This is a genomic window from Streptomyces sp. NPDC060028 (assembly GCF_042736725.1).
Taxonomy (GTDB): Bacteria; Actinomycetota; Actinomycetes; order Streptomycetales; family Streptomycetaceae; genus Streptomyces.
The window spans coordinates 19271-46200 of sequence record NZ_JBHWVJ010000020.1 but is presented as its reverse complement, the minus strand read 5'-3'; the positions used below and the strand labels follow the sequence as shown (position 1 = coordinate 46200).

Annotated in this window: 25 protein-coding genes; 19 read left to right on the top strand and 6 right to left on the bottom strand. The window is 73.1% G+C overall.

The annotated features are described in order from the left end of the window. Positions 1–41: 41 nt before the first annotated feature. Positions 42–2141 carry a prolyl oligopeptidase family protein gene (locus ACFWBF_RS13010; RefSeq protein WP_385599778.1) on the top strand — a complete coding sequence of 700 codons (2100 nt, stop codon included), beginning with the start codon at positions 42–44 and terminating at the stop codon, positions 2139–2141. Positions 2142–2184: 43 nt separating this feature from the next. Here ACFWBF_RS13010 and ACFWBF_RS13005 read toward each other — a convergent pair whose 3' ends face one another. Then, entirely contained in the window at positions 2185–2958 is a 774-nt protein-coding gene (locus ACFWBF_RS13005) for an SGNH/GDSL hydrolase family protein (protein WP_385599656.1), read from the bottom strand. Then, positions 2945–3514, bottom strand: a complete 570-nt coding sequence (locus ACFWBF_RS13000; protein ID WP_385599652.1) for a PadR family transcriptional regulator — start codon at positions 3512–3514, stop codon at positions 2945–2947. The genes ACFWBF_RS13005 and ACFWBF_RS13000 overlap by 14 nt, the downstream gene beginning before the upstream one ends. Before the next feature lie 107 nt (positions 3515–3621). Between ACFWBF_RS13000 and ACFWBF_RS12995 the strand changes: the two genes are divergently transcribed. From ACFWBF_RS12995 to ACFWBF_RS12970, 6 genes are all read left to right on the top strand, one after another. After that, the gene (locus tag ACFWBF_RS12995; RefSeq protein WP_385599649.1) at positions 3622–4059 is read left to right on the top strand and encodes a nuclear transport factor 2 family protein; all 438 of its coding nucleotides are present in this window, start codon (positions 3622–3624) and stop codon (positions 4057–4059) included. A 121-nt stretch (positions 4060–4180) separates the two neighbouring features. After that, a complete protein-coding gene (locus ACFWBF_RS12990; RefSeq protein ID WP_385599646.1) occupies positions 4181–4642 on the top strand; it encodes a carboxymuconolactone decarboxylase family protein in 462 nt (153 codons plus the stop codon). A 130-nt stretch (positions 4643–4772) separates the two neighbouring features. Beyond that, positions 4773–5981 (top strand): acyltransferase family protein, encoded by a 1209-nt coding sequence (locus tag ACFWBF_RS12985; RefSeq protein WP_385599643.1) that lies wholly within the window; start codon positions 4773–4775, stop codon positions 5979–5981. Between the two features lie 15 nt (positions 5982–5996). Further along, positions 5997–6530, top strand: coding sequence for an NADPH-dependent FMN reductase (locus ACFWBF_RS12980; protein WP_385599640.1), 534 nt, complete (start codon positions 5997–5999; stop codon positions 6528–6530). Between the two features lie 190 nt (positions 6531–6720). After that, positions 6721–7512 (top strand): class I SAM-dependent methyltransferase, encoded by a 792-nt coding sequence (locus ACFWBF_RS12975; protein ID WP_385599637.1) that lies wholly within the window; start codon positions 6721–6723, stop codon positions 7510–7512. A 77-nt stretch (positions 7513–7589) separates the two neighbouring features. Continuing rightward, positions 7590–8096 (top strand): luciferase family protein, encoded by a 507-nt coding sequence (locus ACFWBF_RS12970; RefSeq protein WP_385599634.1) that lies wholly within the window; start codon positions 7590–7592, stop codon positions 8094–8096. 32 nt (positions 8097–8128) lie between these two features. Here ACFWBF_RS12970 and ACFWBF_RS12965 read toward each other — a convergent pair whose 3' ends face one another. Continuing rightward, positions 8129–9652 carry an alpha/beta hydrolase gene (locus tag ACFWBF_RS12965; protein ID WP_385599630.1) on the bottom strand — a complete coding sequence of 508 codons (1524 nt, stop codon included), beginning with the start codon at positions 9650–9652 and terminating at the stop codon, positions 8129–8131. Positions 9653–9862: 210 nt separating this feature from the next. On the opposite strand from ACFWBF_RS12965, the gene ACFWBF_RS12960 reads away from it, so the two are divergent. Next, a complete protein-coding gene (locus ACFWBF_RS12960) occupies positions 9863–10849 on the top strand; it encodes an NAD-dependent epimerase/dehydratase family protein (protein WP_385599627.1) in 987 nt (328 codons plus the stop codon). A 109-nt stretch (positions 10850–10958) separates the two neighbouring features. After that, entirely contained in the window at positions 10959–11483 is a 525-nt protein-coding gene (locus ACFWBF_RS12955) for a GNAT family N-acetyltransferase (protein ID WP_385599624.1), read from the top strand. Positions 11484–11505: 22 nt separating this feature from the next. Here ACFWBF_RS12955 and ACFWBF_RS12950 read toward each other — a convergent pair whose 3' ends face one another. Next, positions 11506–12861 carry a tetratricopeptide repeat protein gene (locus ACFWBF_RS12950; protein ID WP_385599621.1) on the bottom strand — a complete coding sequence of 452 codons (1356 nt, stop codon included), beginning with the start codon at positions 12859–12861 and terminating at the stop codon, positions 11506–11508. 139 nt (positions 12862–13000) lie between these two features. Between ACFWBF_RS12950 and ACFWBF_RS12945 the strand changes: the two genes are divergently transcribed. Then, complete coding sequence (locus tag ACFWBF_RS12945; RefSeq protein WP_385599618.1) at positions 13001–14368, top strand: M64 family metallopeptidase; 1368 nt, start codon at positions 13001–13003, stop codon at positions 14366–14368. 525 nt (positions 14369–14893) lie between these two features. Here ACFWBF_RS12945 and fusA read toward each other — a convergent pair. Then, positions 14894–16960, bottom strand: coding sequence for an elongation factor G (gene fusA, locus ACFWBF_RS12940; RefSeq protein WP_385599615.1), 2067 nt, complete (start codon positions 16958–16960; stop codon positions 14894–14896). A gap of 368 nt (positions 16961–17328) precedes the next feature. Between fusA and ACFWBF_RS12935 the strand changes: the two genes are divergently transcribed. After that, positions 17329–17685 (top strand): zinc ribbon domain-containing protein YjdM, encoded by a 357-nt coding sequence (locus ACFWBF_RS12935; RefSeq protein ID WP_385599612.1) that lies wholly within the window; start codon positions 17329–17331, stop codon positions 17683–17685. Positions 17686–17742: 57 nt separating this feature from the next. Here the strand turns inward: ACFWBF_RS12935 and ACFWBF_RS12930 are convergent, their stop codons facing one another. After that, entirely contained in the window at positions 17743–19161 is a 1419-nt protein-coding gene (locus ACFWBF_RS12930) for a phospholipase D-like domain-containing protein (protein WP_385599609.1), read from the bottom strand. 214 nt (positions 19162–19375) lie between these two features. Here ACFWBF_RS12930 and ACFWBF_RS12925 point away from each other — a divergent pair, with 214 nt between their 5' ends. The 8 genes from ACFWBF_RS12925 to ACFWBF_RS12890 all read left to right on the top strand — a co-directional run bounded on the left by ACFWBF_RS12925 (position 19376) and on the right by ACFWBF_RS12890 (position 26921). Next, a complete protein-coding gene (locus tag ACFWBF_RS12925; RefSeq protein WP_385599606.1) occupies positions 19376–19870 on the top strand; it encodes a MarR family winged helix-turn-helix transcriptional regulator in 495 nt (164 codons plus the stop codon). A 141-nt stretch (positions 19871–20011) separates the two neighbouring features. Beyond that, positions 20012–20653, top strand: coding sequence for a DsbA family protein (locus ACFWBF_RS12920; protein WP_385599603.1), 642 nt, complete (start codon positions 20012–20014; stop codon positions 20651–20653). A gap of 2 nt (positions 20654–20655) precedes the next feature. Next, positions 20656–21462 (top strand): MBL fold metallo-hydrolase, encoded by an 807-nt coding sequence (locus tag ACFWBF_RS12915; protein WP_385599600.1) that lies wholly within the window; start codon positions 20656–20658, stop codon positions 21460–21462. Between the two features lie 5 nt (positions 21463–21467). Beyond that, a complete protein-coding gene (locus ACFWBF_RS12910; protein ID WP_385599597.1) occupies positions 21468–21893 on the top strand; it encodes a nuclear transport factor 2 family protein in 426 nt (141 codons plus the stop codon). Between the two features lie 93 nt (positions 21894–21986). Continuing rightward, a complete protein-coding gene (locus ACFWBF_RS12905; protein ID WP_385599595.1) occupies positions 21987–23480 on the top strand; it encodes a hypothetical protein in 1494 nt (497 codons plus the stop codon). 261 nt (positions 23481–23741) lie between these two features. Continuing rightward, entirely contained in the window at positions 23742–23927 is a 186-nt protein-coding gene (locus tag ACFWBF_RS12900) for a thiazolylpeptide-type bacteriocin (protein WP_385224298.1), read from the top strand. Between the two features lie 54 nt (positions 23928–23981). Then, positions 23982–24164: a thiazolylpeptide-type bacteriocin gene (locus tag ACFWBF_RS12895; RefSeq protein WP_385224300.1), complete on the top strand. Its 183-nt coding sequence runs from the start codon at positions 23982–23984 to the stop codon at positions 24162–24164. Between the two features lie 84 nt (positions 24165–24248). Then, positions 24249–26921 carry a lantibiotic dehydratase gene (locus ACFWBF_RS12890; RefSeq protein WP_385599592.1) on the top strand — a complete coding sequence of 891 codons (2673 nt, stop codon included), beginning with the start codon at positions 24249–24251 and terminating at the stop codon, positions 26919–26921. The last annotated feature ends 9 nt before the right edge of the window (positions 26922–26930 follow it).

Here is a 26930-nt window from a genome sequence, read left to right as displayed (position 1 = left end):
CCGAGCACAAGATCGCCCGATCCGGGGGCCGCTGGCGGGAACTGGTCCGCGCCGCGAGCCACAGGCAGCACAATCGGGGTGTGACCGATGATCCTTTCCTGTGGCTCGAAGACATTGACGGTGCGGACGCGCTCGCCTGGGTGGCGGAGCGCAATGCGGAGACCCGGGCGGCGCTGACGGCGGACCCGGGCTTCCTCGCCCTGCAGAGCGAGCTGCGGGAGGTGCTCGACGACACCGGCCGCATCTCCTACACCACCCGCCGGGGCGAGTTCCTCTACAGCTTCTGGCGGGACGCCGGGCATCCGAAGGGGATCTGGCGTCGCACGACGCTCGACCAGTACCGCACGGACGACCCCGAGTGGGAGCTCCTCCTCGACGTCGACGCCCTCGCGGCCGACGAAGGGGAGAGCTGGGTGTGGGCCGGGGCGAGCGTGCGGTACCCCGACTACCGGCGGGCCCTGGTGCGGCTGTCGCGGGACGGCTCCGACGCCGTCTGCGTCCGCGAGTTCGACCTCGCCGCGAAGGCCTTCGTGGCGGACGGGTTCCGGCTCCCCGAGGCGAAGACGGGCATCAGCTGGATCGATGACGACCACGTCTTCCTCGCGACCGACTTCGGCCCGGGGACGCTGACCGACTCCGGCTACCCGCGCACCGTACGCCGCTGGCGCCGCGGTACCGCGCCGGAGCGTGCGGAGCTCGTCTTCGAGGCGGCGGCCGGGGACGTGTCCGCCTTCGGCTGGCACGATGCGACCCCCGGTTTCGAGCGCAGTTTCGTCGGCCGCCGCCCGACCTTCTTCACCAGCGAACTCTTCCTCCTCCCAAACGCCGGAGCAGGAGCCGGAGCCGGCGAACGAGCGGCGGAGCCGGTGAAGGTGGACGTGCCCGCCGACGCCGACGCGGACGTCTGGCGGCAGTGGCTGCTGGTGACGCTGCGGACGCCGTGGCTCGGGCAGCCGGCCGGATCGCTCCTCGCCTTCGACTTCGAGGGGTTCCTGGCGGGGGAGCGGGAGCCACAGGTGCTGTTCGCACCGGACGAGCGCACGGCACTGGCCGGGTTCTCCCCGACCCGGCGCCATCTGATCCTCAACACCTTCGCGGACGTGTCCACCCGCATGGAGGTCCTGACCCCCGGCCCGCAGGGCTGGACGCGCGCACCGCTGGCCGACGTCCCGCGGCTGGCCTGCGCCACCGTCACCGACACCGACCCCGACGTGAGCGACGAGTACTTCCTCGACGTCGACTCCTACCTGCGGCCCTCGACCCTCTACCGCGGCGAGATCGGGGTGGGCACGGAGACCCTGAAGTCCGCGCCCGCCCACTTCGACACCACCGGGCTGTCGGTACGGCAGCACTTCGCCACCTCGCCGGACGGCACCCGGGTGCCGTACTTCGTGGTGGGCCCCGACCCGGACGCCACCCCGCACACCGAGGCCGGCCCCGGCCCGACGCTGCTCTACGGGTACGGGGGCTTCGAGCTCTCCATGGTGCCCGCGTACAGCGGGGTCACCGGCCGGGCCTGGCTCGCCCGCGGCGGCACGTACGTCGTCGCCAACATCCGCGGCGGCGGAGAGTACGGGCCCCGCTGGCACCAGGCCGCCCTCGGAGCGGACCGGGTCCTCGCCTTCGAGGACTTCGCGGCGGTCGCCGCCGACCTGACCGCCCGCGGGATCACCACCCCCGGCCGGCTGGGCATCGCCGGCGGCAGCAACGGCGGACTGCTCATGGGGGCCATGCTCACCCGCTACCCGGAACTCTTCGGCGCGATCGTCGCGCAGGTGCCGCTCCTGGACATGCTGCGCTTCCACCGGCTCCTGGCAGGGGCCTCCTGGACGGCCGAGTACGGCGATCCCGACAACGAGGCCGACCGCCCGCACCTCGCCGCGTACTCGCCGTACCACAATCTGGCCGCCGGTCAGATGTACCCGCCGGTGCTGCTGATGACCTCGACCCGCGACGACCGGGTCCACCCCGGACACGCCCGCAAGACGGCCGCCCGCCTGCGCGAACTCGGCCACGCGGTCCTCTTCCACGAACACACCGGCGGCGGCCACGCCGGCGCCACCGACAACGAGCAGAGCGCCTTCAACCGGGCGCTGACCCACACGTTCCTGTGGCGGCACCTCGGCGAGCAGACCGCCTGACCGCCCTGACGGGGCGGGTACGCCGTGCCCGGGCCGGGCACGGTCATCCCACCGGCAGCAGCTCCGGGCGCTTCGCGGCGCGGCCGTCACCGGAGGACCGGCCGCGCAGCCGGCGCCCGAGCCAGGGGCCGAGGAACCCGGCCACCCAGCGCAGTTCGGCCGCCGCGGCCTGCGATGCCGTGGGGAGCGCCCGCGGCGGCAGCGGGAGGGTCCAGGAATCGTCGCTCCCGGGCAGCCGGACGGCCGTGGCGATGGCCGCGGCGATCCGGGCGTGGCCGAGGGGGCTGGCGTGGAGCCGGTCGGAGGTCCACAGGCGCGGGTCGGTGGCGACGGTCTCCCGGGCCGCGTCGGCGACCGCGACGCCGTGCCGGGCGGCCGCGGCGCGGACGTGCGCGTTGAGGTCGAGCACGCGGGACCGCAGCGGCCGCGCCAGCGGAGCGATCTTCCCCACGTCGGGGAAGGTCACGGTCGCCACGCGCGCCCCGGCGGCCGTGAGCGCGGCGAACATCTCCTCCAGGTGCCCGGCCACCTCCGCGGCGTCGAAGCGCGGCCGCAGCAGGTCGTTGACCCCGGCGACGACGGTGGCCAGGTCCGGGCGCAGGGCGAGCGCGGGCTCCAGCTGCTCGGCCCGGACCTGGCCGGCGAGCCGGCCCCGCACGGCGAGATTGGCGTACCGGACCTCCGGGTCGGCCGTCGCGAGGTGCTCGGCGAGCCGGTCGGCGAAGCCGCGCAGGCCCACCGTGTCGTCCCCGTCGCCGAGCCCCTCGGTCTGGCTGTCGCCGAGGGCCACGTAGCGCAGGTATTCACCGTTCGGCACAGGTCGTCTGCCTCTCCCGTAGAACGTCCGCCATCCGCAGGCACCAGTCCCGGTGCTCCCGCTCGAAGGCCAGGCCGCGCAGGCCCGTGAGGTACGGGCCGATCCGCTCGCCGTGGCGCAGGAACTCCTCCTCGTCCGCGTCGCCGCGCATCTGCCGCAGCAGCTTGCCGAGGAGCTCGATCTTGCCCTCGGCCGCGGACGCCCGCTCCACGAGCTGCTCGATCACCGGACCGGTGCCGATGAGGTCGGCGGACTGCACCTTGACGAGGAGGTCGTCGCGGATGAAGGAGGGCTTCGGCGTGGCCGCGGCGAACCGTTCCAGCTCGGCGCGGCCGGCGTCGGTGACGTGGAACAGGCGTTTGTTGGGCCGCGTCTCCTGGACCACCTGCCGACCCGCGACCAGGCCTTCCTTCTCCAGCTTGGCCAGCTCGGCGTACAGCTGCTGGGGCAGCGCGTGCCAGAAGTTCGCGACGCCGACGTCGAACGTCTTGGCCAGCTGGTATCCGCTGTACTCGCCGTCCAGCAGCGCCGCCAGGACGGCGTGTCGCAGGGCCATCGAAGACCACCCCTTCCCTTTCCTCGTCCGTCCCTGCATGATACTCAAAAAACTGACTAGTCACATTCTTGAGTATGAAGATAAGCGACCGAGCATCTGGAGGGGTCATGGAGACTGCCGAACGATTCCGTGCTGCCGTGGAGAAGCGCGATTTCTCCGTACTGGACGAGCTGTTCGCGGATGACATCCGCTTCTACAGCCCGGTGAAGTTCACGCCCTTCGAGGGCAAGCCGATGGTGCTGGGGCTCTTCGGCGTGCTGCTGCGCGTCTTCGACGACCTGCGCTACATCGGGCACTTCGAGGGCGTGGCCGAGACCAGCGCCGACGGGTCCGAGGCCCCCTCGGTGATCCTGCCGTTCCGGGCCACCGTGGACGGCAAGCAGATCCACGCGATCGACATGCTCCAGTTCGACGAGACGGGGCGCGTCAAGGAGTTCACCGTGATGGTCCGCCCCCAGTCCGCGGTGCACGCCCTGAGCCAGGCGGTCCTCGCCGGCCTGGTCGCCGACGGCCTCGTCCCCGCGCCGGCGCCCGAAGGCAGCTGAAACTTTCTTCCGCTCACGTGTCACATCCGCGCTCCGCGTTCCGTCAGTGCGGTGGATGACGAGCTCGGGCCGGTGCGCAAGGCGCCGGCGGCTCACGAGACGCGAGACGGAAGAGAAGCTCATGAACGCCCGTATGAAGAACCCCGCGATGGTCCTGCCCGACGCCATGAAGGGGATCCAGAACCTCTACAAGGCGATGTACCAGGGCGGCGTGCCGCAGGAGCTCATGGAGCTGGTGCACCTGCGCGCGAGCCAGATCAACGGCTGCAGCGCCTGCGTGTTCGCCGGGGTGGAGAACGCCAAGAAGGTGGGCGAGACCGACGAGCGCCTCCACGCGGTGGCCGCCTGGCGCGAGGCGCCGTTCTTCACGGACGCCGAGCGCGCCGCCCTGGCCCTCGCCGAGTCCGCGACCCGCCTCGCGGACCGCACCGGCCAGGCGGTGCCGGACGCGGTCTGGGACGAGGCCGCCGACCACTTCGACGAGCAGCAGCTCGCCGCGATCATCCTCATGATCGCCACGACCAACTTCTTCAACCGGCTCAACGCCACCATCCAGGAGCCCGCCGGCGCGACCTGGAGCTGACGCAGACCGCCCGCGGGCGGGCGAGTGCACTCGCCCGCCCGGGTGGCCAACCTGTGAGTGACCTGTACAGTTCCGCTGACCTGACGGCGGTATCAGGACTGTCATACATTCACGGGGGCGGGATCCAGGGATGAGCACGTGCACTTCAGCCGGAGAACTGCGGCGGGAGAGCCGTACCCGTGACGGAGCCCACCCTCCCGGCCCGGACGCCGGGCGGCGCCTGGTCGTCCTGGACGGAGTCCGGATCCTTGCCGCGCTCTTCGTTCTCCTCTACCACTACCTGGTCCTCGCGAGTGCCTGGGGCGGACCGACGGCCGACATCTTCCCGGTCGCCAGCCGCTTCGCCGCATACGGCTGGCTGGGCGTGGAGATCTTCTTCCTCGTCAGCGGCTTCGTCATATGCATGAGCGCCTGGGGCCGCAGCGTGGGTGACTTCGCGGTGTCCCGGGTCTCCCGCCTCTTCCCCGCCTACTGGGCCGCCGTGGCCTTCACCTCCGCCGTGCTGTTCGCCTGGCCCGAGGTGCGCCCCCTCAAGGGGCTGACCGACGTGGTGGTCAACCTGTCGATGCTCCAGGGCGGCATCGGGGTCCCGCACATCGACGACGGGTACTGGACGCTCTTCGCCGAGCTGAAGTTCTACGTGCTCTTCGCGGTCGTCGTGATGCGCGGCACGACCTACCGCAACTGCGTGTTCTTCTGCGGGCTGTGGACCCTCGCGGGAATCGTGGCTCCGACCGCCGACAGCGGTGTGCTCTCGTTCTTCGCGATCTCGCCCTACGCCCCGTACTTCACCGCCGGAATCGCCTTCCACCTGATGCGCCGATTCGGGCCGAACGCGGTCCTGTGGGGCATCGTCGGCGTCCAGTACCTCCTCGCGCAGCACTACGTGCACGACCGCATGATCACCAACCTGGGCCGCGGCCTGGCCGGGCAGACGCCCGTCTGGCCCGCTCACGTGATCATCACGCTGGGCTTCCTGGTCATGGCGGCCATAGCGCTCGGGGTCCTCGACGGCATCCGCTGGCGCTGGCTCCCGCACGCCGGAGCGGTCACCTACCCGCTCTACCTGATCCACATGATGGCCGGGCTCACCGTCATCCACCACTTCCGGGACAGGGTGGCACCTGTCCCCCTGGTCCTCGGCGTGGCCACCACCATGATGCTGCTGGCCTGGACCGTGCACCGCCTGATCGAACGCCCCCTGGGACGGGTCCTGCGCGACAGCCTGCGCCGCGGTGTCCAGGACATCCGCTCGCACACCCCGCACCGCCCGGGACTGGCCGGGTTCCCCGCACAGCCCACCGCGCCCGAGGTCGAGCGGGTACCGTCCCGCCGCTGACGATAAGTTTGGCGGATGTCCACGCTCCCTGTGATCCTCCTGCTGTCCGGAAGCCTGCGGGCCGGCTCCTCCAACGAGGCCGTGCTGCGCACCGTCCAGGCCGTCGCGCCCCCGGACGTCCGAACCGCCCGCTACGAAGGCCTGGCGGAGCTCCCGCACTTCAATCCCGATCACGACACCGAGCCGCTGCCCGCACCCGTGGCCGAACTGCGTGCGGCGATCGCCGGGGCGGCCGCCGTCCTGATCTGCACGCCGGAGTACGCGGGCACCCTGCCGGGCTCCTTCAAGAACCTGCTCGACTGGACGGTGGGCGGGACCGAGATCTGCGACAAGCCCGCGGCCTGGGTGACCGCGGCCGCCCCCGGCCGCGGCCAGGGCGCCGAGGACACGCTTCGGACGGTGCTGGGCTACACCGGCGCCGACATCGTGGAGCCGGCCTGCGTACGGATCCCCGTGGACCGCGGCATGCAGGACGCGGACGGATTCATCACCGACGCGGACGCCCGGGAGCGGCTCGCCAAGGTGCTCGCCGCGTTGATCGGCCGATAGAGCCCGGGGACGGGCACCCCCGGCGAGGGCCCGCCGCGCACGCGCCGGGATGAGTACGCGTGCTCAGGCCCGGGCCGGCCGGCGCTCCCACCGTGGTCACCACGCAGCCGAAGACGGCGATGACGGCCTGACGGCCGAGGGGCCGTGTCGCACCACCGTGCCGCGGCGGCGCCGGGTCGATAGTGGGACCGTGAGCAACGCGTCGCAGGACCCCGGGCACCCCGGGCCGGGAGAACAGACCGCCTGGTCCGGGCACGAAGGGGCGCAGGCCTTCGCCGCCGTGGAGGCGGCCACCGACTGGCTGCTCGGCTATCCCTTCGTCTTCCGGGAGCTGTCGCGCCGGATCGGCGCCGGCGACGTCCTGGTGGACTACGGATGCGGCCCGGGCAAGGTGGCGGACCAGGCCGCCCGGCGGCTGGGGGCGCGGGTGCTGGGGGTCGACACGTCCCCCGAGATGCTGGCGCTCGCCCGCGGCTCGGGCACGGCCGTGGCGGAGTACCACCTGGTCGAGGACGGGCGCGTGACCGGCCTGCCCGACGGCTGCGCGGACGCGGTGATGTGCAACCACGTCCTGGCGTCGGTGCCGACCGAGGAAGCCGTGCTCGCGGTGTTCACGGAGATCCGCCGACTGCTGCGCCCGGGCGCCCCGCTCGTCCTGCTGACCACCGACCCGGCGTGCAGCGGTACGGAGTACGCCTCGCTGCGGATCGGCGAACCCGGCGAGGTGTACGGGCCGGGGGAGGAGCTGACCGTACGGCTGCGGCGTACGGACGGGTCCTGGCAGGAGATGCGCAACCACGCGTGGCCCGTGGGTCTTTACCCGACACTCCTGGAACGCGCAGGCTTCCGGGACGCCGTCCCGCAGCGCCCGTCCGTGGCCGAGGCGCTCTCGCTCGCCGATCCGGACCTCGCCCGCGGCCGCCCCTGGTCGGCGGAGCGCGAGCGTCCGCCGCTGGTGATCACCACGGCGTCGGCGGCCTGAGCGAACTCTGCCCCACAGGCGGTGACATCGCGCCAGGGGCCTTGTGGTGCCGGGCCCCGGGCAGGCAGGCTCAGGGCATGAACACGGCTAGGCGCGCCAGTGAACGGCTGCTGGGTTGGCCCGCGCTCACCGAAGGCCGACCGCCCTGTGACGCGGAGTTCGCACTGAACTCCGGATCGCAGGAGATCGTCCACTTCCACGGCGAACACGAGGCCGATGTCCACCTCACCCGGGCGATGATCACGAAGCTTCGGCCGGCCCTGTCCCGGTCCACCGCCGTCCGCCTGCGGACCGGATCGGAATGGGTGACGGTACGCCTCGACATCGGTTCCGACATCGACCTGCTGGCGACCCTGGTCAGCGCGGCGCTGCAAGCCGCCACGGGCGGGGAGGGCCGGGGCCCGGATCCCTGCACCCGGCACCGGAGCGCCGGGGGCGCCCCCGCCCGCCCGTGGCCGGCCCCGGTGTGGCCGACCCCGATGCGGCCGGAGCCGGTCGGTCAGCCGGTCCGTCAGCCGGCCGGGAGGCTGTCGGTGGCACGGCTCTGGTCGCGGATCCACACGCCGCCCTGCGCGGCGGAGTAGTTCCGGTCGCAGGAGAGCGCGGGTGAGGGCCGTCAGCCCGCGCAGTCGACGTCCCCGGTGGGGCGCCGGCCGGTGGTCAGGAACCCGGTGACGGCACGGTCCCCGCAGGCGTTTCCGTTGCCGAGGTACACGCCGTGGCCACCGCGCTCCACCGTGACCAGAACGGCCCGGTCGCCCAGCGCCTCGCGCATCTCCAGGGCCGCGGAGTGCGGAGTCGCCGGATCCCGACGGTTCTGGATCATGAGGATGTTGGACGGGCCGTCGTCGGTGATCCGCACCGGCTTATGCGCCGGGGCGTTCTGCCAATAAGAGCAGGGCAGGACGTTCACCGGCATGCCGGCGGTCAGGGGGCGCCGGGCCCGGTCCGCGTCGACCGCGCGCTGGTACGAGGCCACGGATGCGCGCGGCCACTCCACGTCGTTGCAGATGACCCCGACCATCACGGCGGCGTCCTCGTCGCGCAGGGGCTGGGCGAGCTCCGGCGGGAGCACGGGCGGGTGCGCCGGGTCCTGGACCGCCTTGACCAGGCGGGCGAAGGAGGCGAAGGCGGAGTCGCTGTAGAGGCTGTTCTGCAGCGCCTGGCGCAGGCCGTTGCCCGTCAGCGGCACACCCGGGGTCGTCGACTCCCGCGGTGCGCGGTCCAGCTCGGCCGCCAGCTCCAGGACCAGCGGCTCCACCTCCTCGGGCCGCGCCGCCAGCCGCAGGCCCTCCTGCTCCCGGTCCGGTTGGGCCGCCCAGGCCGCGAAGTCGGGGAAGCGGTCGTCCGCGCCTTGCGACATGTTCGCCAGCCAGCCCCGTGCGACCCGCTTCGGATCCGGGTCGCCGCTGCTGTCGAGCACCCAGCGGTCGGTGCGCTCGGGGAACTTCTGCGCGTACTGCGCCGCGACGTACGTGCCGTACGAGACGCCCCATGCGGAGAGCTTCCGTTCGCCGAGCGCCTCGCGGAAGCGGTCCAGGTCGCGGACCTGGTTGGCCGTGGTGAAACTGCGCAGCACGGCGCCGCCGCCCCGTGCGCAGGCCTCCGCGATGCGCCGGGAGCGGGCCACGTTCCCGGTGATCTCGCCGTCCGGGCCCGGCCAGGACCGCAGGTTGGTCAGGTAGCGGTCCTCGGGGGCCAGATCGCAGCTCGCGGTGGTGCCGGCGCCGACCCCGCGCGGGTCGAAGGCGACGAGGTCGTACGCGCCGGCCGTCTCCTTCTGCAGGGCGGCGCCCTTCTGCGCCAGCCGCTGGACGCCCGAGCCGCCCGGGCCGCCGGGGATCACCACGAGCGTGCCGCGCCGGGCCTCGGGCCGCTCGCTGCGGATCCGGGAGACGGCGACGGTGATCTGCCGGCCCGCGGGGTCGCCGTAGTCGAGCGGCACGGGCAGCTCGGCGCACTCCTGTGCGGCGGGACCGTCCGGCCGGGCGCAGGGGTGCCAGTCAAGCTGTGGAGTAACGGACTTGGGCCGGGCGGTGGCCGCGGCCGCGGGCGCGCCGGCTCCCGTGACGGTCAGGCCGGCGGCCACCGAGGCCGCGGTGAGGGCGAGCAGCAGGGTCTTCTGCGCGTAAGTCGTCATGGGGCAAGCCTTGTTGACGGCGGCCCGGCGCCCCATCCGGCAGGCCGGTCGCCCCAGGGTGGGGCCAGCCCCCCGCCGCCGGCGTCGACCACGAAGAGCCGGGGTGGTCCCGAAATGTATGCCGGCCATGTCCATCGGGCGAGTCCCTGCGCACTCCGCTCTCGGCGAAGAGCGGGCACACGGGCCCCCGGGCCGTGTTTGAGTGGGCCGATGGAGATCTTGGTACTGGGTGGAACGGCATGGGTGGGCCGCGAGCTGTCGCGGCAGGCACTGGCACGCGGGCACCGGGTGACCTGCCTGGCCCGCGGGGAGAGCGGCGAAGTGGCCGACGGGGCGACGCTGTTCGCCGCGGACCGGCGCGACCCCCGCGCGTACGACGGCCTGGCCGGTCGGGACTGGGACGCCGTGGTGGAGGTGTCGTGGCAGCCCGGCTTCGTCCGCGGGGCGCTGGCGGCACTGGGCGGACGGGCGGCCCACTGGTCGTACGTGTCCTCGGTCAGCGCGTACGCCTCGCACGCGCGGCCGGGCGCGGACGAGTCGGCCGAACTGCTCCCGGCGGCCGAGGCGGACGAGGTCGACCGGGACCAGTACGGGCAGGCCAAGGTGGCTTGCGAGGAAGCCTCGACGGACGCGGTGGGCGAGCGGCTCCTCATCGCGCGGGCGGGCCTGATCGGCGGCCCCGGCGACCACAGCGGCCGCACCGGGTACTGGGTCGGCCGCGCGGCCCGCGAGCCGCTGGCACCGATGCTGGTGCCCGCCTCTCCCGGCGTCCCGACCCAGGCGGTCGACGCCCGGGACCTCGCGGCGTGGCTGCTCGACTGCGCGCAGAAGGGCACGACCGGAACGTACGACGCGGTCGGCCCGATCGTGCCCTTCGGGGAGTGGGTCGCCCTCTCGAGGCGGATCGGCGGGCACACCGGGCAGGTGGTGGATGCCGATCCCGACTGGCTGCTCGGGCAGGAGGTGGTCCAGTTCATGGGCCCGGAGTCGCTCGCGATGTGGATGGCGGACCCGGACTGGTCCGGTTTCAGCTCCCGCAGCGGAGCCGCGGCGAGCGCGGCCGGTCTGCGCCACCGGCCCCGGGCCGAGCTGCTGGCGGACACCCTGCGCTGGGAGCGCGAGGCGGGCCTGGGCCGCCCCCGCCGGGCCGGCCTCAGCCCCGAGCGCGAGCGTGAGCTGCTGGCGGCGCTGGGGTGAGGACAGCGGCGGGGGCCCGCGGCGAGGGCCCGCGGCGGAGGCCGGTCCGCGTCGCTGCCGCGGCCGGTCCGCGCCGGGCATCGGATGATCGGACTGTTATCGTCCGCCTATGCCCGAGCTGATCACGCCCACCCCCCGCCTGTACGACTCGTGGCTCGCCGCGCAGAAGGAATGGGGCGACGACGCCCACATGGACGGAGCCGGGCTCGGCTCCGACGACCACGTGGACACCCTGGAGGGCTTCGCCGCCTGGACGGAGCAGCTGCGGCGGTACGGGGACCGGACGCTGCCGGTCGAGCACGGCCGCGTCCACGCGACGTACTGGTGGATCGCCGAGGACGACACCTACCTCGGCGCCATCGACCTGCGGCACTACCTGAACGGCTTCCTGCTCGACGCGGGTGGCCACATCGGCTACAGCGTCCGCCCCTCGGCGCGCGGCCGCGGCCTGGCCACCTGGGCGCTGGGCGAGGTCCTGCACGAGGCGCGGCTGCTGGGGATGGACCGGGTGCTGCTGACCTGTGACCCCGGCAACCGTGCCTCGATCCGCACGATCGAGCACAACGGCGGCGTGCTGGAGGACGTCCGCGAGACGCTGATCGGTCCCAAGCGGCGCTACTGGATCGACCTTTAGAGCCCGGGGCCCGGGGCCCCGGCTACCGCGGCGCGGGCCGGATCGGGGGGAACGCCGGGGCGGCGGGCGCCGGACCCAGCGTGGTCGTGCCGGGAGCCGCGCGATGGCCCAGGCCCGTCCGGTACGCGTCCAGGGCCGCCTCGGGCCGGCCGGTCCGCCGCAGCAGGTCACCCAGGAGCCGGCACAGATCGGCTAGGTCGCCCGTCGCCCCGCTGCGCTCCAGCAGCGCCAGGGCCTGCACGTAGTGCTCCTCGGCGGACTCGATCTCGCCACGCTCCTCGGCCATCAGGCCCAGCAGCCGGTGCGCCCCGCCCGCGTGCACGGCGCCGTGGCTGTCCCCCAGTTCCAGCAGTGCCGAGAGGAGCCCGGCCGCCTCCTCGTACCGGCCGAGCTGGCGCAGTACGTCGGCCAGCTCCACCTCCACCTGGGCGGTGTACAGGGCCGCGCGCCGGGCCGAGAGCATGTCCCGGGCCGTACGCAACTCCCGCTCGGCCGACGCCAGGTCGCCGTTCTGGGCCTGTACGTAGCCGCGCATCCAGTGGCAGTGCGCCAGATCGGTGCGCAGCTGTAGCTGCCCGTAGATCGCCTGGGCCTTGGCGAGGGAGGCGTCCGCGTCGGCCACGCGCCCCTCGGCGAGGAACGTCCGGGCCACCTGCCGGTGCATGCCCGCGACCAGGGCCGGGTCGCTGACCTGCGGGGCCAGTGAGAGCGCGAGTTCGGCGGCGTGGGCCGCCCGGGCATGGGCGCCCATGTCGATGTACGGCCCGATCACCGCGGCGTAGAGCAGCACCAGCGCCTCGGGGTCGGCCAGCCCGCTCGCGCCCAGCTCGTCGATGGCGCTCTCGAGGAGGTAACACGCGTAACGCAGCTCCCCGGCGAGCAAATGCGCGATGGCGCGGCCGCGGATCGGGCGGGCGCGGCGGGTGAGCGGTTCGTCGGCCAGGAGCCGTTCCGCGGCCTCGAAGTTCACGATCGCCTCGGGCAGTTCACCCGACTCCAGGGCGCAGTCGCCGAGCCCGAGCAACGCCTGTGCCTGCTCGGGGGCCAGACCGAGGCGCCGCGCCTCGGCGAGCAGCCGGCGGAAGTGCGCCGCGGCCTCGTCGGCGGCGCCGGACGCCAATGTCTGCTGGGCGTCGGTGAGGGAGAGCCGCAGCTCGGTGGCCAGGTGCACGGGGCGCCCGGTGGTCAGCTCCTCGTACGAGGTGCCGAGGCGGCCGGCGAGAAAGCGCAGCGCGGCCTCGGAGGGCCGCACCTTGCCCGATTCCAGCGTCGAGATGTAGGCCGAGGTGTACGAGGGCTCGGCCAACTTCCGCTGTGTCAGCCCGAGGTCCGTGCGCATGCGCTGAACCCTGCGGCCGATTGCGGCCGGTTCGTCCATGGAATCCCCCTGGTTGCTCGAACTCCCCAGTATTCAGGGGGAGCGGGCCATTGCGCACCACCCGCGCGCCCTTTAGTTTAAGCAACCGATTCACTGCACTTACCTTCCCGTTTAACTTCCGTTGCCGCAGGAGGACTTCATGGCCCCGCCCAAACGTCCGGCCGTCCGTACCGCACTCCGCTCAGCCGTCGCGGCGGTCATCGCGAGCGCCGCGCTGCTGGCCGCCGGACCCGCCCGCGCGGCAGGCACGCCGGACGCACCGGCGAAGACCCGGGTCGAGGTGGAGATACCGGGCCCGGAGCACGGCGGCGAGGCCGGATCGGGTCACGCCCGCGTACCCGCCGGCGGCGGCGCGGCCAAGAGCGGGTCCGCCCGGCTCTCCGAGGCGGACCGGGCCGCCGACGGCGAGGTCACCAAGGTCGTGGACAACGGCCCCACCACCGACCGCCTGGACGTGGTCGTCATCGGCGACGGCTACACCGCGGCCGAGCTGGCGAAGTTCCACACCGACGCCAAGGACAAGTGGGCCGAGGTGACGGCCGTCGAGCCGTACGCCACCTACCGCAACCTCTTCAACGTCTGGACGGTCGACGCCGTCTCCCACGACTCGGGCGTCTCCGGCGACCCGGACCGGGCGACCACGCGCGACACCGCACTCGGCGCGTACTTCTGGTGCGAGGACATCGAGCGGCTGCTCTGCATAGACCAGCCCAAGGTGGACTCGTACGTGGCGAAGGCACCCGCGGCCGACCTGGTCATCGTCCTGGCCAACAGCGCCAAGTACGGCGGGGCGGGCTACAACGAGCCCAGTGCCACCCTCGGCTACGAGGGCATATCGACCGCCTCCGCGGGCCACGCCAAGTCCGGCCAGGTCGCCATCCACGAGACCGGCCACTCGCTCGGCAAGCTCGCCGACGAGTACTTCTACCCCGGCGTCCCGGACTACGAGAAGTACACCGGCCCCGAGCCCGGCGAGTCCAACATCTCCACCCTGACCGCCGACCAGTTGGCCGCCCGGCGGGCCAAGTGGTACCGCTGGCTGGGCGAGCCCTCGCCGGACGGCGGCACGGTCGGCGCGTACGAGGGAGGCGGCTACTACGTCACCGGGCTGCGCCGGCCCACCGACAGCTCGATCATGCGGGTCCTCGGCAAGCCCTTCAACCTCCCCGGCGTCGAGTCGATGATCGCGGGCTTCTACCAGCACGCACGGATCGCCACCCCGCTCACCCCGACCGACCGCACCCTGCGGCTGCGCCACACCGCGAAGGCGGCCGTGCCCCGGCTGGCCGGCGCGGACGGCCGCCAGCCCGTGGTCCGCTGGTACCTGGACGGCCGGGAACTCAAGCGGTTCCAGGGCCGGACCGAGGTGGCGGTCGCGGACCTGTGGCTCTTCGACCTGCGGACGCACAAGCTGACCGTCACGGCCGAGGACCGCACGCCGTCGGTCCGCGACCCGAAGATCGCCCGCACCCTGCGCTCCTCGGTCGACTGGAACGTCCGCCTGTAGGCCCGGAGCAGGCCAGCCGGTCAGCAGGTCAGCCGACGCTCAGGCTCTCGACGAGCATCCGGTGGTCCGAGCAGGGCGTGGGGGTGACGGGCGTCGGCCATCTGCCCCTTGACGACGATGGCCGTCCCCGCGCGGTCGGCCCGCCCGGTGTCCTCACCACAGCGGCTGTTCCACTTCGCGCCGTTCTGCGACCGCTGGTACGGCTCGAAGCTCTTGCTCCAGCCCGCTCCGGAGCGGCCAGGCCATACGGGTGGCGCGGGTGCGAACGCGGGGCTCATCCGGTGCCGAGCCGACCGGGCCGGCCCCTCGGCGCGCGGGCGGCGTCCGTGCCGAGCCAGCCCGCGACGAGCGGACCCACCGGGTCGTCCGTCCCCGCGTCCGCGCCAGGTCCCCGGCCCAGAAGTCCGGCCGGGAGAGCGACGCGTTGCCGCCGGCCACCCGGTCGTCGTCACACGCGGCAGGACTGCCCGCAGCCTGCCCCGCCCCGGCGGACCGGGGCAGGGCAGGGGCAGTCAGGCCCCGTCGCTACCGAGCCAGCAGTACGCCCGCGACCGACGACGGTACCGGCGCGAGGCCGGTCGGCCGGGTGGTGAAGGTACCCCGGCCCTGCGTACGGCCGCGCAGCCGGGACGCGTACCCGAAGAGCTCCGCCAGCGGCACGGTGGCAGTGATCACCGCGGTCCCGGACTCCGTGGTGGACCCGGACACCCGGCCGCGGCGTGCGGCGAGGTCCCCCAGAACCGCCCCGACGCCGTCATCCGGAACGGTGACCGTGACCTCCACGACCGGCTCCAGCAGCTCCAGCGTGCTCGCGCGCAGCGCCTCGCGCAGCGCGAAGCGGCCCGCCGCCCGGAACGCCATCTCCGAGGAGTCCTTGGAGTGGGTCGCCCCGTCGACCAGCGCCACCCGCAGCCCCGTCACCGGATGACCGCCGAGCGGCCCCTCGGCGAGGGCGTCCCGGCAGCCGGCCTCCACGGCCCGCGCGTACTCCTGCGGCACCCGGCCGCCGACGACCGTCGACCGGAACTCGAACCCCGCCTCCTCCAGCGGTTCGACGTCGAGGACCACATGCGCGAACTGGCCCGCGCCGCCGTCCTGTTTGACGTGCCGGTACACCAGACCGGTCACGCCGCGCACGACGGTCTCCCGGTACGAGACCTGCGGACGGCCGACGACGACCTCCACGCCCTGGCCGCTGCGGATCTTCTCCACCGCGACCTCCAGATGGAGTTCGCCCATCCCCGACAGCACGGTCTGGCCCGTCTCCGGATCGGACCGCACCACCAGCGACGGATCCTCCTCGGCGAGCCGCGCCAGCGCGGCCGAGAGCCGGCCCGTGTCGGTGCTGCGACGGGCCTCGACCGCCACGGACACCACCGGTTCGGCCACCGAGGGCGGTTCGAGGACCAGCGGCGCACCGGGCGCGCACAGGGTCGTTCCGGCGCGGGCGGCCTTGAGGCCGACCACGGCGACGATGTCGCCCGCAACCGCCTCCTCCCGTTCCTCGTGCCGGTCCGCCTGCACCCGCAGGATCCGGCCGACCCGCTCCGTGCGGCCCGTGACCGCGTCCAGCACGGACGCGCCCTTGCGGAGCGTGCCCGAGTAGACGCGCAGGTAGGTGAGCCGTCCGGTCGCCGTCGCCGTCACCTTGAAGGCGAGCGCGGCGAACGGCCCCGCCGGGTCGGCGGCCCGCTCCTGCTCCGCGCCGCCCGCACCGTCCACCGTCCCGCGTACCGGCGGCATGTCCGCCGGTGAGGGCAGGTACGCCAGGACCGCGTCGAGCAGCGGCTCGATCCCGCGGTTGCGGTACGCCGAACCGCACAGCACCACCACACCGTCCCCGCGCAGGGTCAGCTCCCGCAGGGCGCGGGCCAGGGTCGGCCCGGTCAGTGTCGAGGTCGCGCAGAACTCCTCCAGTGCGTCCGGATGGAGTTCGGCGACGGCTTCCTCGAGGAGCCGTCGACGCCGGTCCGCCTCCTCGCGCAGCGACTCGGGGACCGGCCCGGCCTCGTACGTGTCGGCGCCCGCGTGCCAGAGCAGCGCGCGCATCCCCAACAGGTCGACGACGCCGGCGAATCCGTCCTCCCGCCCGATGGGCAGTTGGACCACCAGGGGGACGGCGCCCAGCCGCTCCCGGATCGAGGCCACCGCCGTGTCGAGGTCGGCGCCGGCCCGGTCCAGTTTGTTGACGAACGCGATCCGCGGCACACCGTGCCGGTCGGCCTGCCGCCACACCGACTCGCTCTGCGGTTCGACCCCGGCGACGGCGTCGAACACCGCGACGGCCCCGTCGAGCACCCGCAGGGACCGCTCGACCTCGTCGGAGAAGTCGACGTGCCCCGGGGTGTCGATGAGGTTGACGCGGTGACCGCCCCAGGTGCAACTGACGGCCGCGGCGAAGATGGTGATGCCGCGGTCGCGCTCCTGGGCGTCGAAGTCCGTGACGGTGGTTCCGTTGTGGACCTCGCCCCGCTTGTGGATGGCGCCGGTGGCGAACAGGATGCGTTCGGTGATGGTGGTCTTGCCCGCGTCCACGTGGGCGAGGATGCCCAGGTTCCGGACGGTGGTCGTGGGGGAAGTGCTGGTGCGCATGGCCCGAGGCCTTTCGAATGATCTCGAATGATGAAGAGGACGGCGCGATTCCCGGGCACGGCTCCGCCCGCCCCGACGGTGTACGGCGCGCGGGGCGGCGTACAGGGAGCGGGGATGTGCGGAAGCGGAAACTAAAGGTGTGTCACGGGCATACGGTGACGGCCGCGCAGCCGGCACCGCGCACTGCGAGACACCGGGATCACGTCGTACCGGGACGGGGGAACGAAGGCGACGGTGCGGTGAATGCACATGGCCCGGTTCCCCTTCTTCTCATCACTCGGCATCAAAAGGCGCGGCTCCATCGGCGGCGCACATGGGCGAGTGTAGTGAGGATGATCGACGTAAGGCACTGCATTTATGCTTTCGGGATGACCGACACCGCTCTGCCTCCATGTCCCAAGTGTTCCGGCGCCTACACCTACGAAATGGGTGCCCTGCTCGTCTGCCCCGAATGCGGGAACGAATGGTCGGCCGCCCCCGCCGAGGCCGCGGCCGATGCGGGGGAGCGCGTGGTCAAGGACGCGGTGGGCAATGTGCTCGCCGACGGTGACACGGTGACCGTGATCAAGGGTCTGAAGGTCAAGGGCAGCACGTCCGGCATCAAGGCGGGCACCAAGGTGCGCAACATCCGTCTGGTCGACGGGGTCGACGGACACGACATCGACTGCAAGGTGGAGGGCTTCGGTCCCATGCAGCTCAAGTCCAGCGTGGTCCGCAAGGCCTGACGGCCCGGCCATGGCGTGAGGGCCACGGCCGGGCGCGGACGGGTACGGCGCGGACGGTTACGGCGCGGTCGCGTACGTGCGGTTGCAGTGGCCGCCTTCGAGGAGCGTCTTGTCGAAGTTCTGGCGGAACTTCTCGTAGATGCCGGTGTTCTCGATCTTCAGGAGCGTCTCGTCCTGGGAGCGCAGGTTCGGGTACGTGTAGTTGTGGCTGCCCGTGAAGACGAGCTTGCGCCCGCCGGTTCCCAGGTACGTGCCGTCGATCAGCAGGTACTTCGAGTGGATGCCGAGGGCGCCGGCTCCCGCCTCGGTGCCCTCGCACACGCGCAGCGTCTTCAGCCCGGAGGTCGCGAGGGCGCTCTTGACCGCGCTGCCGACGTTCCCGGGGTCCCCGTTGTGCACCACCTGCACCTCGCAGCCCGCGGCCTGCATCTCGCGCAGTGTGTCGGCGACCTGGGTCCGGGTGAAGGCGTACATGCCGATGCGGACCTGGGTGGCGGGTACGGCCTTGCAGTCCACGTTCTGCAGGAGCGAGACGACCGTGTCCGTCCCGGCGTCGTTGCGCGGGTCGACGGGGGAGCCCGGCGCGATGTCCTTGTCGGACTCGATGCGCGGGAAGAAGTACGTCTTGTACGTACCGACGTCCTTGGTCGTGTAGTTGTCCGGCATGCCCGCGCCATGCGTCCCGTGGTCCAGTAGTTGCGTCCAGTAGCGGCTGTACTCCTGGTACAGCCCGGCGTCGGGGATGGTGACGGCGTTGTTGTACATGCCGACACGGTGGTTGGACGTCAGGTTCGCCGAGGCCTGGAAGACCACGTTCGAGGTGGCGCCGACCTTCTCGAAGAGGAAGAACTTGTTGTGGTTGATGGCGGACTCGCCCTCACCGGTGCCGCCGGCCGGCGCGAGCACGCGGTTGCCGACGCACCCGCGGTCCTCCGGACAGGCCAGGACGAACGAGCCCGCGGTGTCCGCGTCGATGCTCTGCCCGTACTCCGCCTTCCCCAGCGCATCGCTGAGCGCCTTGTACTCGCTGCCGGTCGCCACGGCCTCGGGAGCGCCGTCCGGCCCCGGCCTCCACACCTGGCTCGCCACCGCGTCCCCGTCCAGGAGCAGCTGGATCCGCAGGTCAGCCTTGCGCGCCAGGAGCGCCTTGCGGACCTCGTCATCGGTGAACAGGTAGACGGACCCGCGGACGAGCGAGCCCTTCTCGGCGCGCCGGATGAGGTCGATCAGCTGGTCGCGGACCGCGTTCTGGTTCCCCCACGCGCTGGGACTGACGCCCTGCGGCCGCGGAGCCGTCTTGGCGGGATCGTTGAACGTGGCCTCCAGCGGCACCGGAGCGGGGTCCGCCAGGTACCCCGCGAAGTCTTCGACCGCGTACGGCATGGAGCCCTCGCCGGCGGCAGGAGCGGCGGGCTGGGCGACGGCGAGTGCGGTTACCCCGACGCTGCCGAGGGCGGTGGCCGCGGCCAGGGCCACGAGGGTTCTACGGGGGCTGCGTATCACGGTGTTCCTTTGTGGCGGGCCGGGCCGATCTTGGGCATTCCGGGGAGACGGTAGCCCCTGGATCCGGGCCGATCAACCATGACTGAGATCGGCTCAGCTGTGATTGATCCCGGACTCGCCGCCGCGCGCATCCGGGCTGCGGGTGATGATCGTGCCCTGGGTCCGGACAAGGTGAGGGGTGAGGCGGGTGGGCGACGGTGCGGGAATCGTTTCGGCGCAGGAGGCGGCGAACGACGAGCTGGTGCTCGCGTTCGGGCGGCTGCAAGGGGCCGCGGGACGGCTGGAGTACCTGCTCGGCGGTGCGATCGAGGAGGAGTTCGGGATCACCCACGCGATGTACGAGGTGCTGCTGATCGTGGGCAGGGCGGGCGGTCCGGGGGTGTCGATGCGGACGGTCGCGCAGGAGCGGGTCCTGACCACGGGCGGGATGACGCGTCTGGTGGACCGGATGGAGGCGGCCGGCCTGGCGGTACGTGCCGATGATCCCGGCGATCGAAGGGGCCGGCTGCTGCGGCTCACGGAGCACGGCGAGGACGTCGTGGTGCGGGCCAGCCGGCTGCACGTGGAGAACATCCGCCGCCATTTCCTGGCTCCGCTGCCCGAGGAGGCGCGGGAGCAGTTCATGGAGTGCCTGCGGATCCTGTCCCACTCGGCGCGGGACGCACTGCCCCGGCTGCGGTAGGGCTGCGGCAGGTCGTACGTCCCGAGGGCGGGGCCTTTCGCCGCGCGGGAATACCTGACGAAGCAGATACTGTTCAGGCAGGTACACCGCTCCGGTGTGGAGCGACTCCAGATTCCAGACTCCCTCTGCAAAGGTCCGCGCATGAAACTCCTCTACGTCTTCGACGCCTATTGCGGCTGGTCCTACGGCTTCGCGCCCACCCTGGCCGAGGTCACGCGCCGCCACCCCGAGCTGCCCGTGGAGGTCGTGTCGGGCGGCCTGTTCACCGGGCCGCGGGCCGTGCCGATCCGCGAGTTCGGCTACGTCCAGGGCGCCAACGCCAAGATCAGCGAGCTGACCGGTGTCGTGTTCGGGCCCGGGTACGAGCGGCTGATCGCCGACGGCTCGTTCGTCATGGACTCCGCGGACGCCGCCCTGGGCGTGGCGGCGCTGCGGCAGGCGGCGGCCCCGGAACGGGCGGCGGAGCTCGCCATGGCCGTGCAGGCCGCGTTCTACGAGGACGGCCTGAGCCTGTCCGATCCCGGCACGTTCACCCGTATCGCCGCGGCGGCCGGCCTCGACGCCGCAGCGGTCGGCGCCGCCCTCACCGCACCGGCCGCCCGGCACGCCGCCGAGGCCGACTTCCGGCGGGCCGCGGCCCTGGGCGCGCAGGCCTACCCGACCCTCCTGGCCCAGGACGGCGACCGTACGGCGGTGCTGGCCGTCGGCCACGCCGAGCCCGACACGATCGACACCCTCCTGGAGCAGTTCGCCTCCGCCCGCACCGGATCGATGGTGGTGTGATCATGAGCGCTCTCGACTTCAAGGTCATCGACCTGGACTTCCCCGTCGGCTCGAAGAACAAGACGGCCACCCTCATCACCGGTGAGCGGGACGCGCTCCTGATCGACACCGGCTTCACCCGTGCCGACGGCCACCGGCTGGCCGCCGAGATCCTCGACTCCGGCAAGAACCTCACCACGGTGTTCATCAGCCACGCGGACCCCGACTACTACTGGGGCGCCGAGGTCATCGCGGACGCCTTCCCCGATGCCGAGATCCTCGCGACGCCGATCGTCATCGACCACATCAAGGCCGCCTACCAGGGCAAGCTCGCCGCCTGGGAGCCCGTAGGCGTCAACCGCCCGACCCGCCTGGTCGAAATGGAGCCGCTGACCGGAGACATCACCCTCGAGGGCTTCCGCTTCGAGCTCAAGGCCGCCTCCCCGGAGCTCCCCGACCGGCACTACCTCTGGCAGGCCGAGCACCGCGCCGTCGTCGCCGGCGTGCTCACCTTCCAGCAGGAACACGTCTGGGTCGCCGACACCGCCACCCCCGAGGCCCGCGCCGCCTGGGTCGGGGCCCTGGACGAGATGGCCGCACTCGACCCGGCCCTGGTGGTGCCGGGCCACCGCCTGCCCGGCACCGCCACCGATGCCACCCCCATCTCGTACACCCGCGACTACCTCACCGCCTTCGAAACCGAGCTCGGCAAGGCCGCCGACGGCCAGGCCCTCACCGACGCCATGACTGCCCGCCACCCCGACGCGGGCATGCTGATCGCGGTGCAGATCGGCGCGAAGGTCGCCACGGGCGAAATGACCTGGAGCTGATCCGGATGCACCAGCACACCGACACCGATCCCGCCACCTCCGCGACGCCCGCCGCCGTGGTGCGCCGCCAGTACCTGGCCTCCGCCGCCGGAGACCTCCAGGCCCTGCGTGCCACCCTGGCCGACGACGTCGAATGGACGGAGATGGCCGGCTTCCCCCTCGCCGGCACCTATCGCACGCCTGAGGGCGTCACCTCCGCGGTGATGGAACGCCTGGCCGCCGACTGGGACGACTGGACCGCCCACGACGACACGTACGTCACCGAGGGCGAGCACGTCGTCGTCCTGGCCCGCTACACCGCGACCCACAAGGCAACGGGCAAGCCGCTCGACGTCCGCGTGGCCCACCACTTCACCGTCCGCGCGGGTCGGATCGTCCGGTTCGAGCAGTTCGTCGACACCGCGAAGGTCCGAGACGCCATGACCCCGTGAACCATGACCCCGTGACCCGTGACCCGGCTCCATGCCTGGACCGGCCTAGGCTCGGGCACCGGATACGGGCGTACGACACGGGGAGCACGGGACATGGACGACGCGGGAACGGCTCGGGCGGCGAAGGCGGTCGCCGCCTTGCGGTCGCTGCGGCAGCGGGGCGACGAGGTCGAGTTGGCCGACGGCTTCACGGATGCGGAGATGGACGCCTGGGGCGTGCACGTGCCCGAGGAGGTACGGGTCGTCCTGCGGGAGATCGGCGGTCTGGAGACCGAGGAGCACGAGTACAGCTTCGGACCGCGCGGCCGCGCGGTGTTCTCGGACGGCTACTGGACCCTCGGTGAGGCGGAGTTCGGCGTGGGGTCGCTCATCGTCGGGACCGGGAGCGCCTGCTGGGGGCCCGTCGTGGCGGTCAACCCGTGGGGCGACGAGTGCGAGGTCACCGTCGAAGCGGCGGAGTTCACCGACTGGCTCCACGGGTTCGCCGAGCGGCCGGCCGACGCAGCCGCAGTACGGCCGGCCACCGGTACGCACCTCGTGCCGGCCGTCCCGAGCATCGAGGTGGCCGAGGCCGAAGGGGCCGACGCCGAACTCTCCGCACTCGTCGGGCGCGGCGACTCGCTGACCGACCTCGTCGACCTGCGCGCCCTGCCCGGCTACCCGTGCGCGGTGAACTGGGAGCCGCACTTCTCCACTCGCCACAACACCGCCGACACCGGAAGCAGCGAAGTGCAGTTCCGGATCGTGGGCGACGGACGGGCACTGCTCCTGACCAGTGCGGTCAGCGGGGACTTCCTCGGCCGGCCGGTGCGCCGCCACACCGTACCGCGCGACGCCGCCCGGCGCGCGGTGGAGCAACTGCGTGCGCTGGAAGACGAGTTCCCCGGCTTCGTCACGCTCGAAGCGGGCTGCGCCGACGCCGTCATGGACGGCTGGGCGGTTGCGGTGCCCGAGGACGTCCGGACGGTGCTGCGCGCCTTCGGCGGGGTGGCGGTCACCGGCCTGCCCGCCCTGCGGCTGCTCCCCGGGGCGCCCGAACACGCGGTGGACCCCGAGGTGCACCGCATGCTCGGCGGGGACGGGACGTACTGGCCGCTGGCCCGGATCACCTACGGCCGCGGCAGCGCACTCGCGCAGATCCGCATCGACACGGACACGGGGGAGTGGGGGTACGCCGTGTCCGTGCCCGACCAGGCGAAGGGCCTGCGGGAGTACCCCGACGTGAAGCTGATCGCCGAGTCCCTGGCCGACCTGCTGCTGACCTTCGCCCGGTTGGCCCGGCAGGCCGCGGACCGGCCCGGATTCACCGGGCGGGTCTCCCGGGACGGCGGGTGGCTCTTCCCCAACACCGGAGAGCCGTGGCCGCGGCCGGTCCCGGTCGGCGAGTGGGCCGGCTCGCCCGACCCACTGCGCGCGGCCGCCGCAGAACTCCCGCAGGGCACGCACGCCGCGGACCTCCGTGAGGCTCCGATCCCCAGCGACCTGTGCTTCCACCGCGCGGCGGGCTGGCGGTACGGGGTCATCCTGGACCGGCTGCACTTCGCGGGAGCGGGCCGCCTGGCCGCGGCGGTCCCCGCCGCGGGCTGACCCGGGCGGCGCCGGACCGCGACGCGCCACCCGGCCTCCGGCGGATCCCGAGGCGATCTGGATTTCGACTCCAGCGACTCTGCAGCGCTCCGGCGGAACCTTGGGTTCGAGACCGGGTGATCCGGCCTCGAACCCGACCGGGCCTCGAGCAGGTTCCGTTGCTGCCGCGGCCCGGCGGTCGGTCGACCTCGAAGTGCTCTTCGAGGCTTCCTCCAGTACGCCCCCGGCTTTCCTCTTTCCGCTCCACCACGGGAGACACGTATGTCCGACACGGCACGCAACACCGAATTCGACCTCCAGGACCTGGACCTCGGCGACCTCACCGTGACGTCGATGCGCGACACCGCCGCGCTGCCCGAGGGCGGCGCGTCCTGGGGCTCCTGCTCCTGCCAGGGCTCGTCCTCCTGCGCGCAGCCGCAGATGGAGACCGGCGTCCTCACGGACTGACCGCCGAGAGCCACGCACACCCCGCACCCCGGCCCTCCACCAGAGGAGACAGGCATGACCCACTTCGACGACACCCCCGGCTTCGACCTCGAGGAGCTCGACCTCGGCGAACTGACCGTGACCTCCATGCGGGACACGGTCGCGCTGCCCGAGGGCGGCGCGTCCAACGGAGGCAGCTCCTGTTCCTGCGGCTCGTCCTCGTGCGCCCACCCGCAGCTTCCGGAACTCCCGCTGTAGCCCTCCACCCGCACGCCGGACGCTTCCCGCCGCACCCTGGCAAGCGGCGGGAAGCCCGCGCCACCACCGACAGGACGGGACACCATGCCGCAGCCGCACCGCACGGCCGCCGGCGCCGACGGGTACCGGGTCACCTCCGCACCGTACGCACTCGCCCGCGCCACCGTGCTCGCCCACCCGGCGCAGCGGCCGGACGCGGCGGAGTTCCGCGCCCTGCTCGGCCGACTGCACCGGGTCGAGACGCGACTCCTGCAGAGCGTCACCCCGCTCTGCGACAGCCTGTACGAGAGCCTGGACGGCCACCCCGCGGACTTCCACCGCGACGTCGTCCTCCCGCTGCGCCGCGCCCTGCACAACGGGCGCGAGCCCCGCCCCGCCCTGCTGGACCGCCTCGGCGACCTGCCGGACCGCGTACCCCGGCTCGCCACCTGGATCGCCCTGCGCGCCCGCCGCGCCGCACTCCTCGCCGAGCTGGGCGCCGCCGCCGAACGGGCCCTGGCCGCCGAACGCAGCGACCTGGCAGCCCTCTGCCGTGAACCCGCCCTCGGCAAGGCCGTCGCCCTCACCAGCGCCGACCTGCTCCGGGCCGTCGACCGCGCGGGCACCGGCGCGGCCGACCGCCGGGCGCGCAAAGAGGAACCCGGCGTACTGCGCTACGCCCTGCGGGCCAGCACCAAGACCAGTCCGCTGTCCTGGTTCACCGCGGTCGGCTGGGGCGCACTGCCCGAGGCGCCCGCCCGTCCGGTCCCGTCCTGGGGCGCCCCGCCCTTCTTCGAGGGCCCCCTGAACGCGGTCGTGAAGGCCAACCGCACCCTGACGACGGCCCTCACCCTCGCCCTCCTGGACGCGCCGCACCGACGGGCCGCGCTGCCCCACCGCATCACCAGCACCGCCCGGGTCGCCGACGGCCGGGCGACGTATTCCCGCGACCGGGCCGCCTTCGCCGGCGGCCGCTACCTCGTGGCCGGCGAGGACGAGGTCGAGGTGGCCTTCGGCGGGCCGCTGGGCCTGGTCACCGGACACGCCGAAAGTCCGCTGCCGCTCGGGGAGTTGACCGGCCTGCTGGCCGCGGCCCTCAAGGGGGCGGGCGGCGACGGCCGGACCGCGGCCGTCACCTTCCTCGACCGTCTCGCGGACGCCGGCCTGCTGGCGCCGGGCGACCCGGTCCCGCCGCAGGACCCGGACCCGGTGGCGCGCATCGCGGCATGGCTGCGGGGGCTCGGCGAAACGCACCCCGAGGACGCCGCGCTCGCGGACCGCATCGGCGAACTCGCCCTGCTGACGGAGGCGTTCGCCGCCGCACCCGCCGCGGAGCGTCCCGCCCTGCTCGCCGGCCTCTCGCAGCGCTGGACGGCAGCGCTGGCCGACGCCGGGCGTCCCGTCCCGTCCGTCTCCGCCGCACTCACCGTGCTGTCCGAGGACGTCGTCGCCCCGCGCCCGCTGGCGCTCGACGGCTTCCTCGACGCCGCCGACCACGAGGCGCTCGGCGAGGTCACCGCACTCGCGGAGCTCTTCGACCTCGGCCATCTCGTACGCCGTGTCGTCCGCGACCGCTTCGTCGAGCGGTACGGCCGCGGCGGCAACTGCCCCCGCCCGTGGGAGTTCGGCGCCGAGGTCACCGAGGCCTGGGAGGCCGCCGGACGACTCGCGGTCCTCGATCCCGCCGACCGGCCCGCCTTCCCCACCGGCGGCGACGAGCTGGCGGACCTCCGTACGGAGGTCGCCGACGGTCTGCGGGAGGCCATCCGGGACGCCGGCGCCGGGAATCCGGCCGACGGCGCCGAGGTCGTCCTGCCACCGGACCTCGTCAAGACCCTCGGCGAACGCCTGCCCCGGTGGGCGGTGGAACGGCCGCTGAGTTACGCGTACTTCCTGCAGCGCGACCCGGACCGGGGCCGACTGGCCGTGAACCACGTGTACGGAGGCTGGGGCCGGTTCACGAGCCGCTTCCTCGACGCCCTGGACCCCCGCGCGACCGCCGAGGTGTCCCGGCAGATCGGCCGAGGCCTGGGACCCGGCGCGCGGGCCGCCCAGATGCGGCCCGTCGGCGGGTTCAACGCCAACCTCCACCCCCTGCTGGTCCCGGACGAGATAGGCCCCGACCGCCGGTGGGCCTCCATCGGCGAAGGCGACCTGGACCTGGTCCACGACGAGGCCACCGACCAGGTGCGGTTCCGCCTGCGGAGCACCGGCGAACTCCTCGACGTGCTCTACCCCGGCTTCCTCGCGCCGGTCCTGCTGCCACGCCGTATCGGGGCCCACCTGTGCGACCAGCCCCACGGTGTCGTCGACTTCCGGGCGCTCGTGCCGCGGCGCACGCTCCCCGCGCCGGGCGGCCAGGTGATCCACAGCCCCAGGCTGAGCCACCGCCACGTGGTGCTCCAGCGCCGCCGCTGGACGCTGCCGCCCGACGTGGTGCGCGCACTGCGAGCCGACCTCGGAGCAGGACCGGTCCCGGCGGTGGCGGCCCGCTGGCGCGCGCTGCTGGACCTGCCCGAACAGGTCTTCCTGCACCCGGCCGCCACCGCTCCCACCGGGCGCGCCACCGAGGACTTCCTGAGCCGGCTGAGCATGCCCAAACCCCACTTCATCGACCTCGGCAACGCACTGCACCTGCACTGCCTGGCCAAGTGGCTCTCCCGCCACGCCGACGGCGCGGTCCTGGAGGAGGCGCTGCCGGCGCCCGGCGGCCTGGCCGCCCCGACCCGCGCGGTCGAACTCGTACTGGAGGTCTACCGGGCCGGGCGGTCGCGGTGACCCGCCCGC

Excerpts from the sequence above, each read along its gene's own strand:
- ACFWBF_RS13000 (WP_385599652.1), bottom strand. The coding sequence starts at position 3,514 with ATGGCCCTGCGACACGCCGTCCTGGCGGCGCTGCTGGACGGCGAGTAC.
- ACFWBF_RS12995 (WP_385599649.1), top strand. The coding sequence starts at position 3,622 with ATGGAGACTGCCGAACGATTCCGTGCTGCCGTGGAGAAGCGCGATTTC.
- ACFWBF_RS12990 (WP_385599646.1), top strand. The coding sequence starts at position 4,181 with ATGAACGCCCGTATGAAGAACCCCGCGATGGTCCTGCCCGACGCCATG.
- ACFWBF_RS12985 (WP_385599643.1), top strand. The coding sequence starts at position 4,773 with ATGAGCACGTGCACTTCAGCCGGAGAACTGCGGCGGGAGAGCCGTACC.
- ACFWBF_RS12980 (WP_385599640.1), top strand. The coding sequence starts at position 5,997 with ATGTCCACGCTCCCTGTGATCCTCCTGCTGTCCGGAAGCCTGCGGGCC.
- ACFWBF_RS12970 (WP_385599634.1), top strand. The coding sequence starts at position 7,590 with ATGAACACGGCTAGGCGCGCCAGTGAACGGCTGCTGGGTTGGCCCGCG.
- ACFWBF_RS12965 (WP_385599630.1), bottom strand. The coding sequence starts at position 9,652 with ATGACGACTTACGCGCAGAAGACCCTGCTGCTCGCCCTCACCGCGGCC.
- ACFWBF_RS12960 (WP_385599627.1), top strand. The coding sequence starts at position 9,863 with ATGGAGATCTTGGTACTGGGTGGAACGGCATGGGTGGGCCGCGAGCTG.
- ACFWBF_RS12955 (WP_385599624.1), top strand. The coding sequence starts at position 10,959 with ATGCCCGAGCTGATCACGCCCACCCCCCGCCTGTACGACTCGTGGCTC.
- ACFWBF_RS12950 (WP_385599621.1), bottom strand. The coding sequence starts at position 12,861 with ATGGACGAACCGGCCGCAATCGGCCGCAGGGTTCAGCGCATGCGCACG.
- ACFWBF_RS12945 (WP_385599618.1), top strand. The coding sequence starts at position 13,001 with ATGGCCCCGCCCAAACGTCCGGCCGTCCGTACCGCACTCCGCTCAGCC.
- fusA (WP_385599615.1), bottom strand. The coding sequence starts at position 16,960 with ATGCGCACCAGCACTTCCCCCACGACCACCGTCCGGAACCTGGGCATC.
- ACFWBF_RS12935 (WP_385599612.1), top strand. The coding sequence starts at position 17,329 with ATGACCGACACCGCTCTGCCTCCATGTCCCAAGTGTTCCGGCGCCTAC.
- ACFWBF_RS12920 (WP_385599603.1), top strand. The coding sequence starts at position 20,012 with ATGAAACTCCTCTACGTCTTCGACGCCTATTGCGGCTGGTCCTACGGC.
- ACFWBF_RS12915 (WP_385599600.1), top strand. The coding sequence starts at position 20,656 with ATGAGCGCTCTCGACTTCAAGGTCATCGACCTGGACTTCCCCGTCGGC.
- ACFWBF_RS12910 (WP_385599597.1), top strand. The coding sequence starts at position 21,468 with ATGCACCAGCACACCGACACCGATCCCGCCACCTCCGCGACGCCCGCC.
- ACFWBF_RS12905 (WP_385599595.1), top strand. The coding sequence starts at position 21,987 with ATGGACGACGCGGGAACGGCTCGGGCGGCGAAGGCGGTCGCCGCCTTG.
- ACFWBF_RS12900 (WP_385224298.1), top strand. The coding sequence starts at position 23,742 with ATGTCCGACACGGCACGCAACACCGAATTCGACCTCCAGGACCTGGAC.
- ACFWBF_RS12895 (WP_385224300.1), top strand. The coding sequence starts at position 23,982 with ATGACCCACTTCGACGACACCCCCGGCTTCGACCTCGAGGAGCTCGAC.
- ACFWBF_RS12890 (WP_385599592.1), top strand. The coding sequence starts at position 24,249 with ATGCCGCAGCCGCACCGCACGGCCGCCGGCGCCGACGGGTACCGGGTC.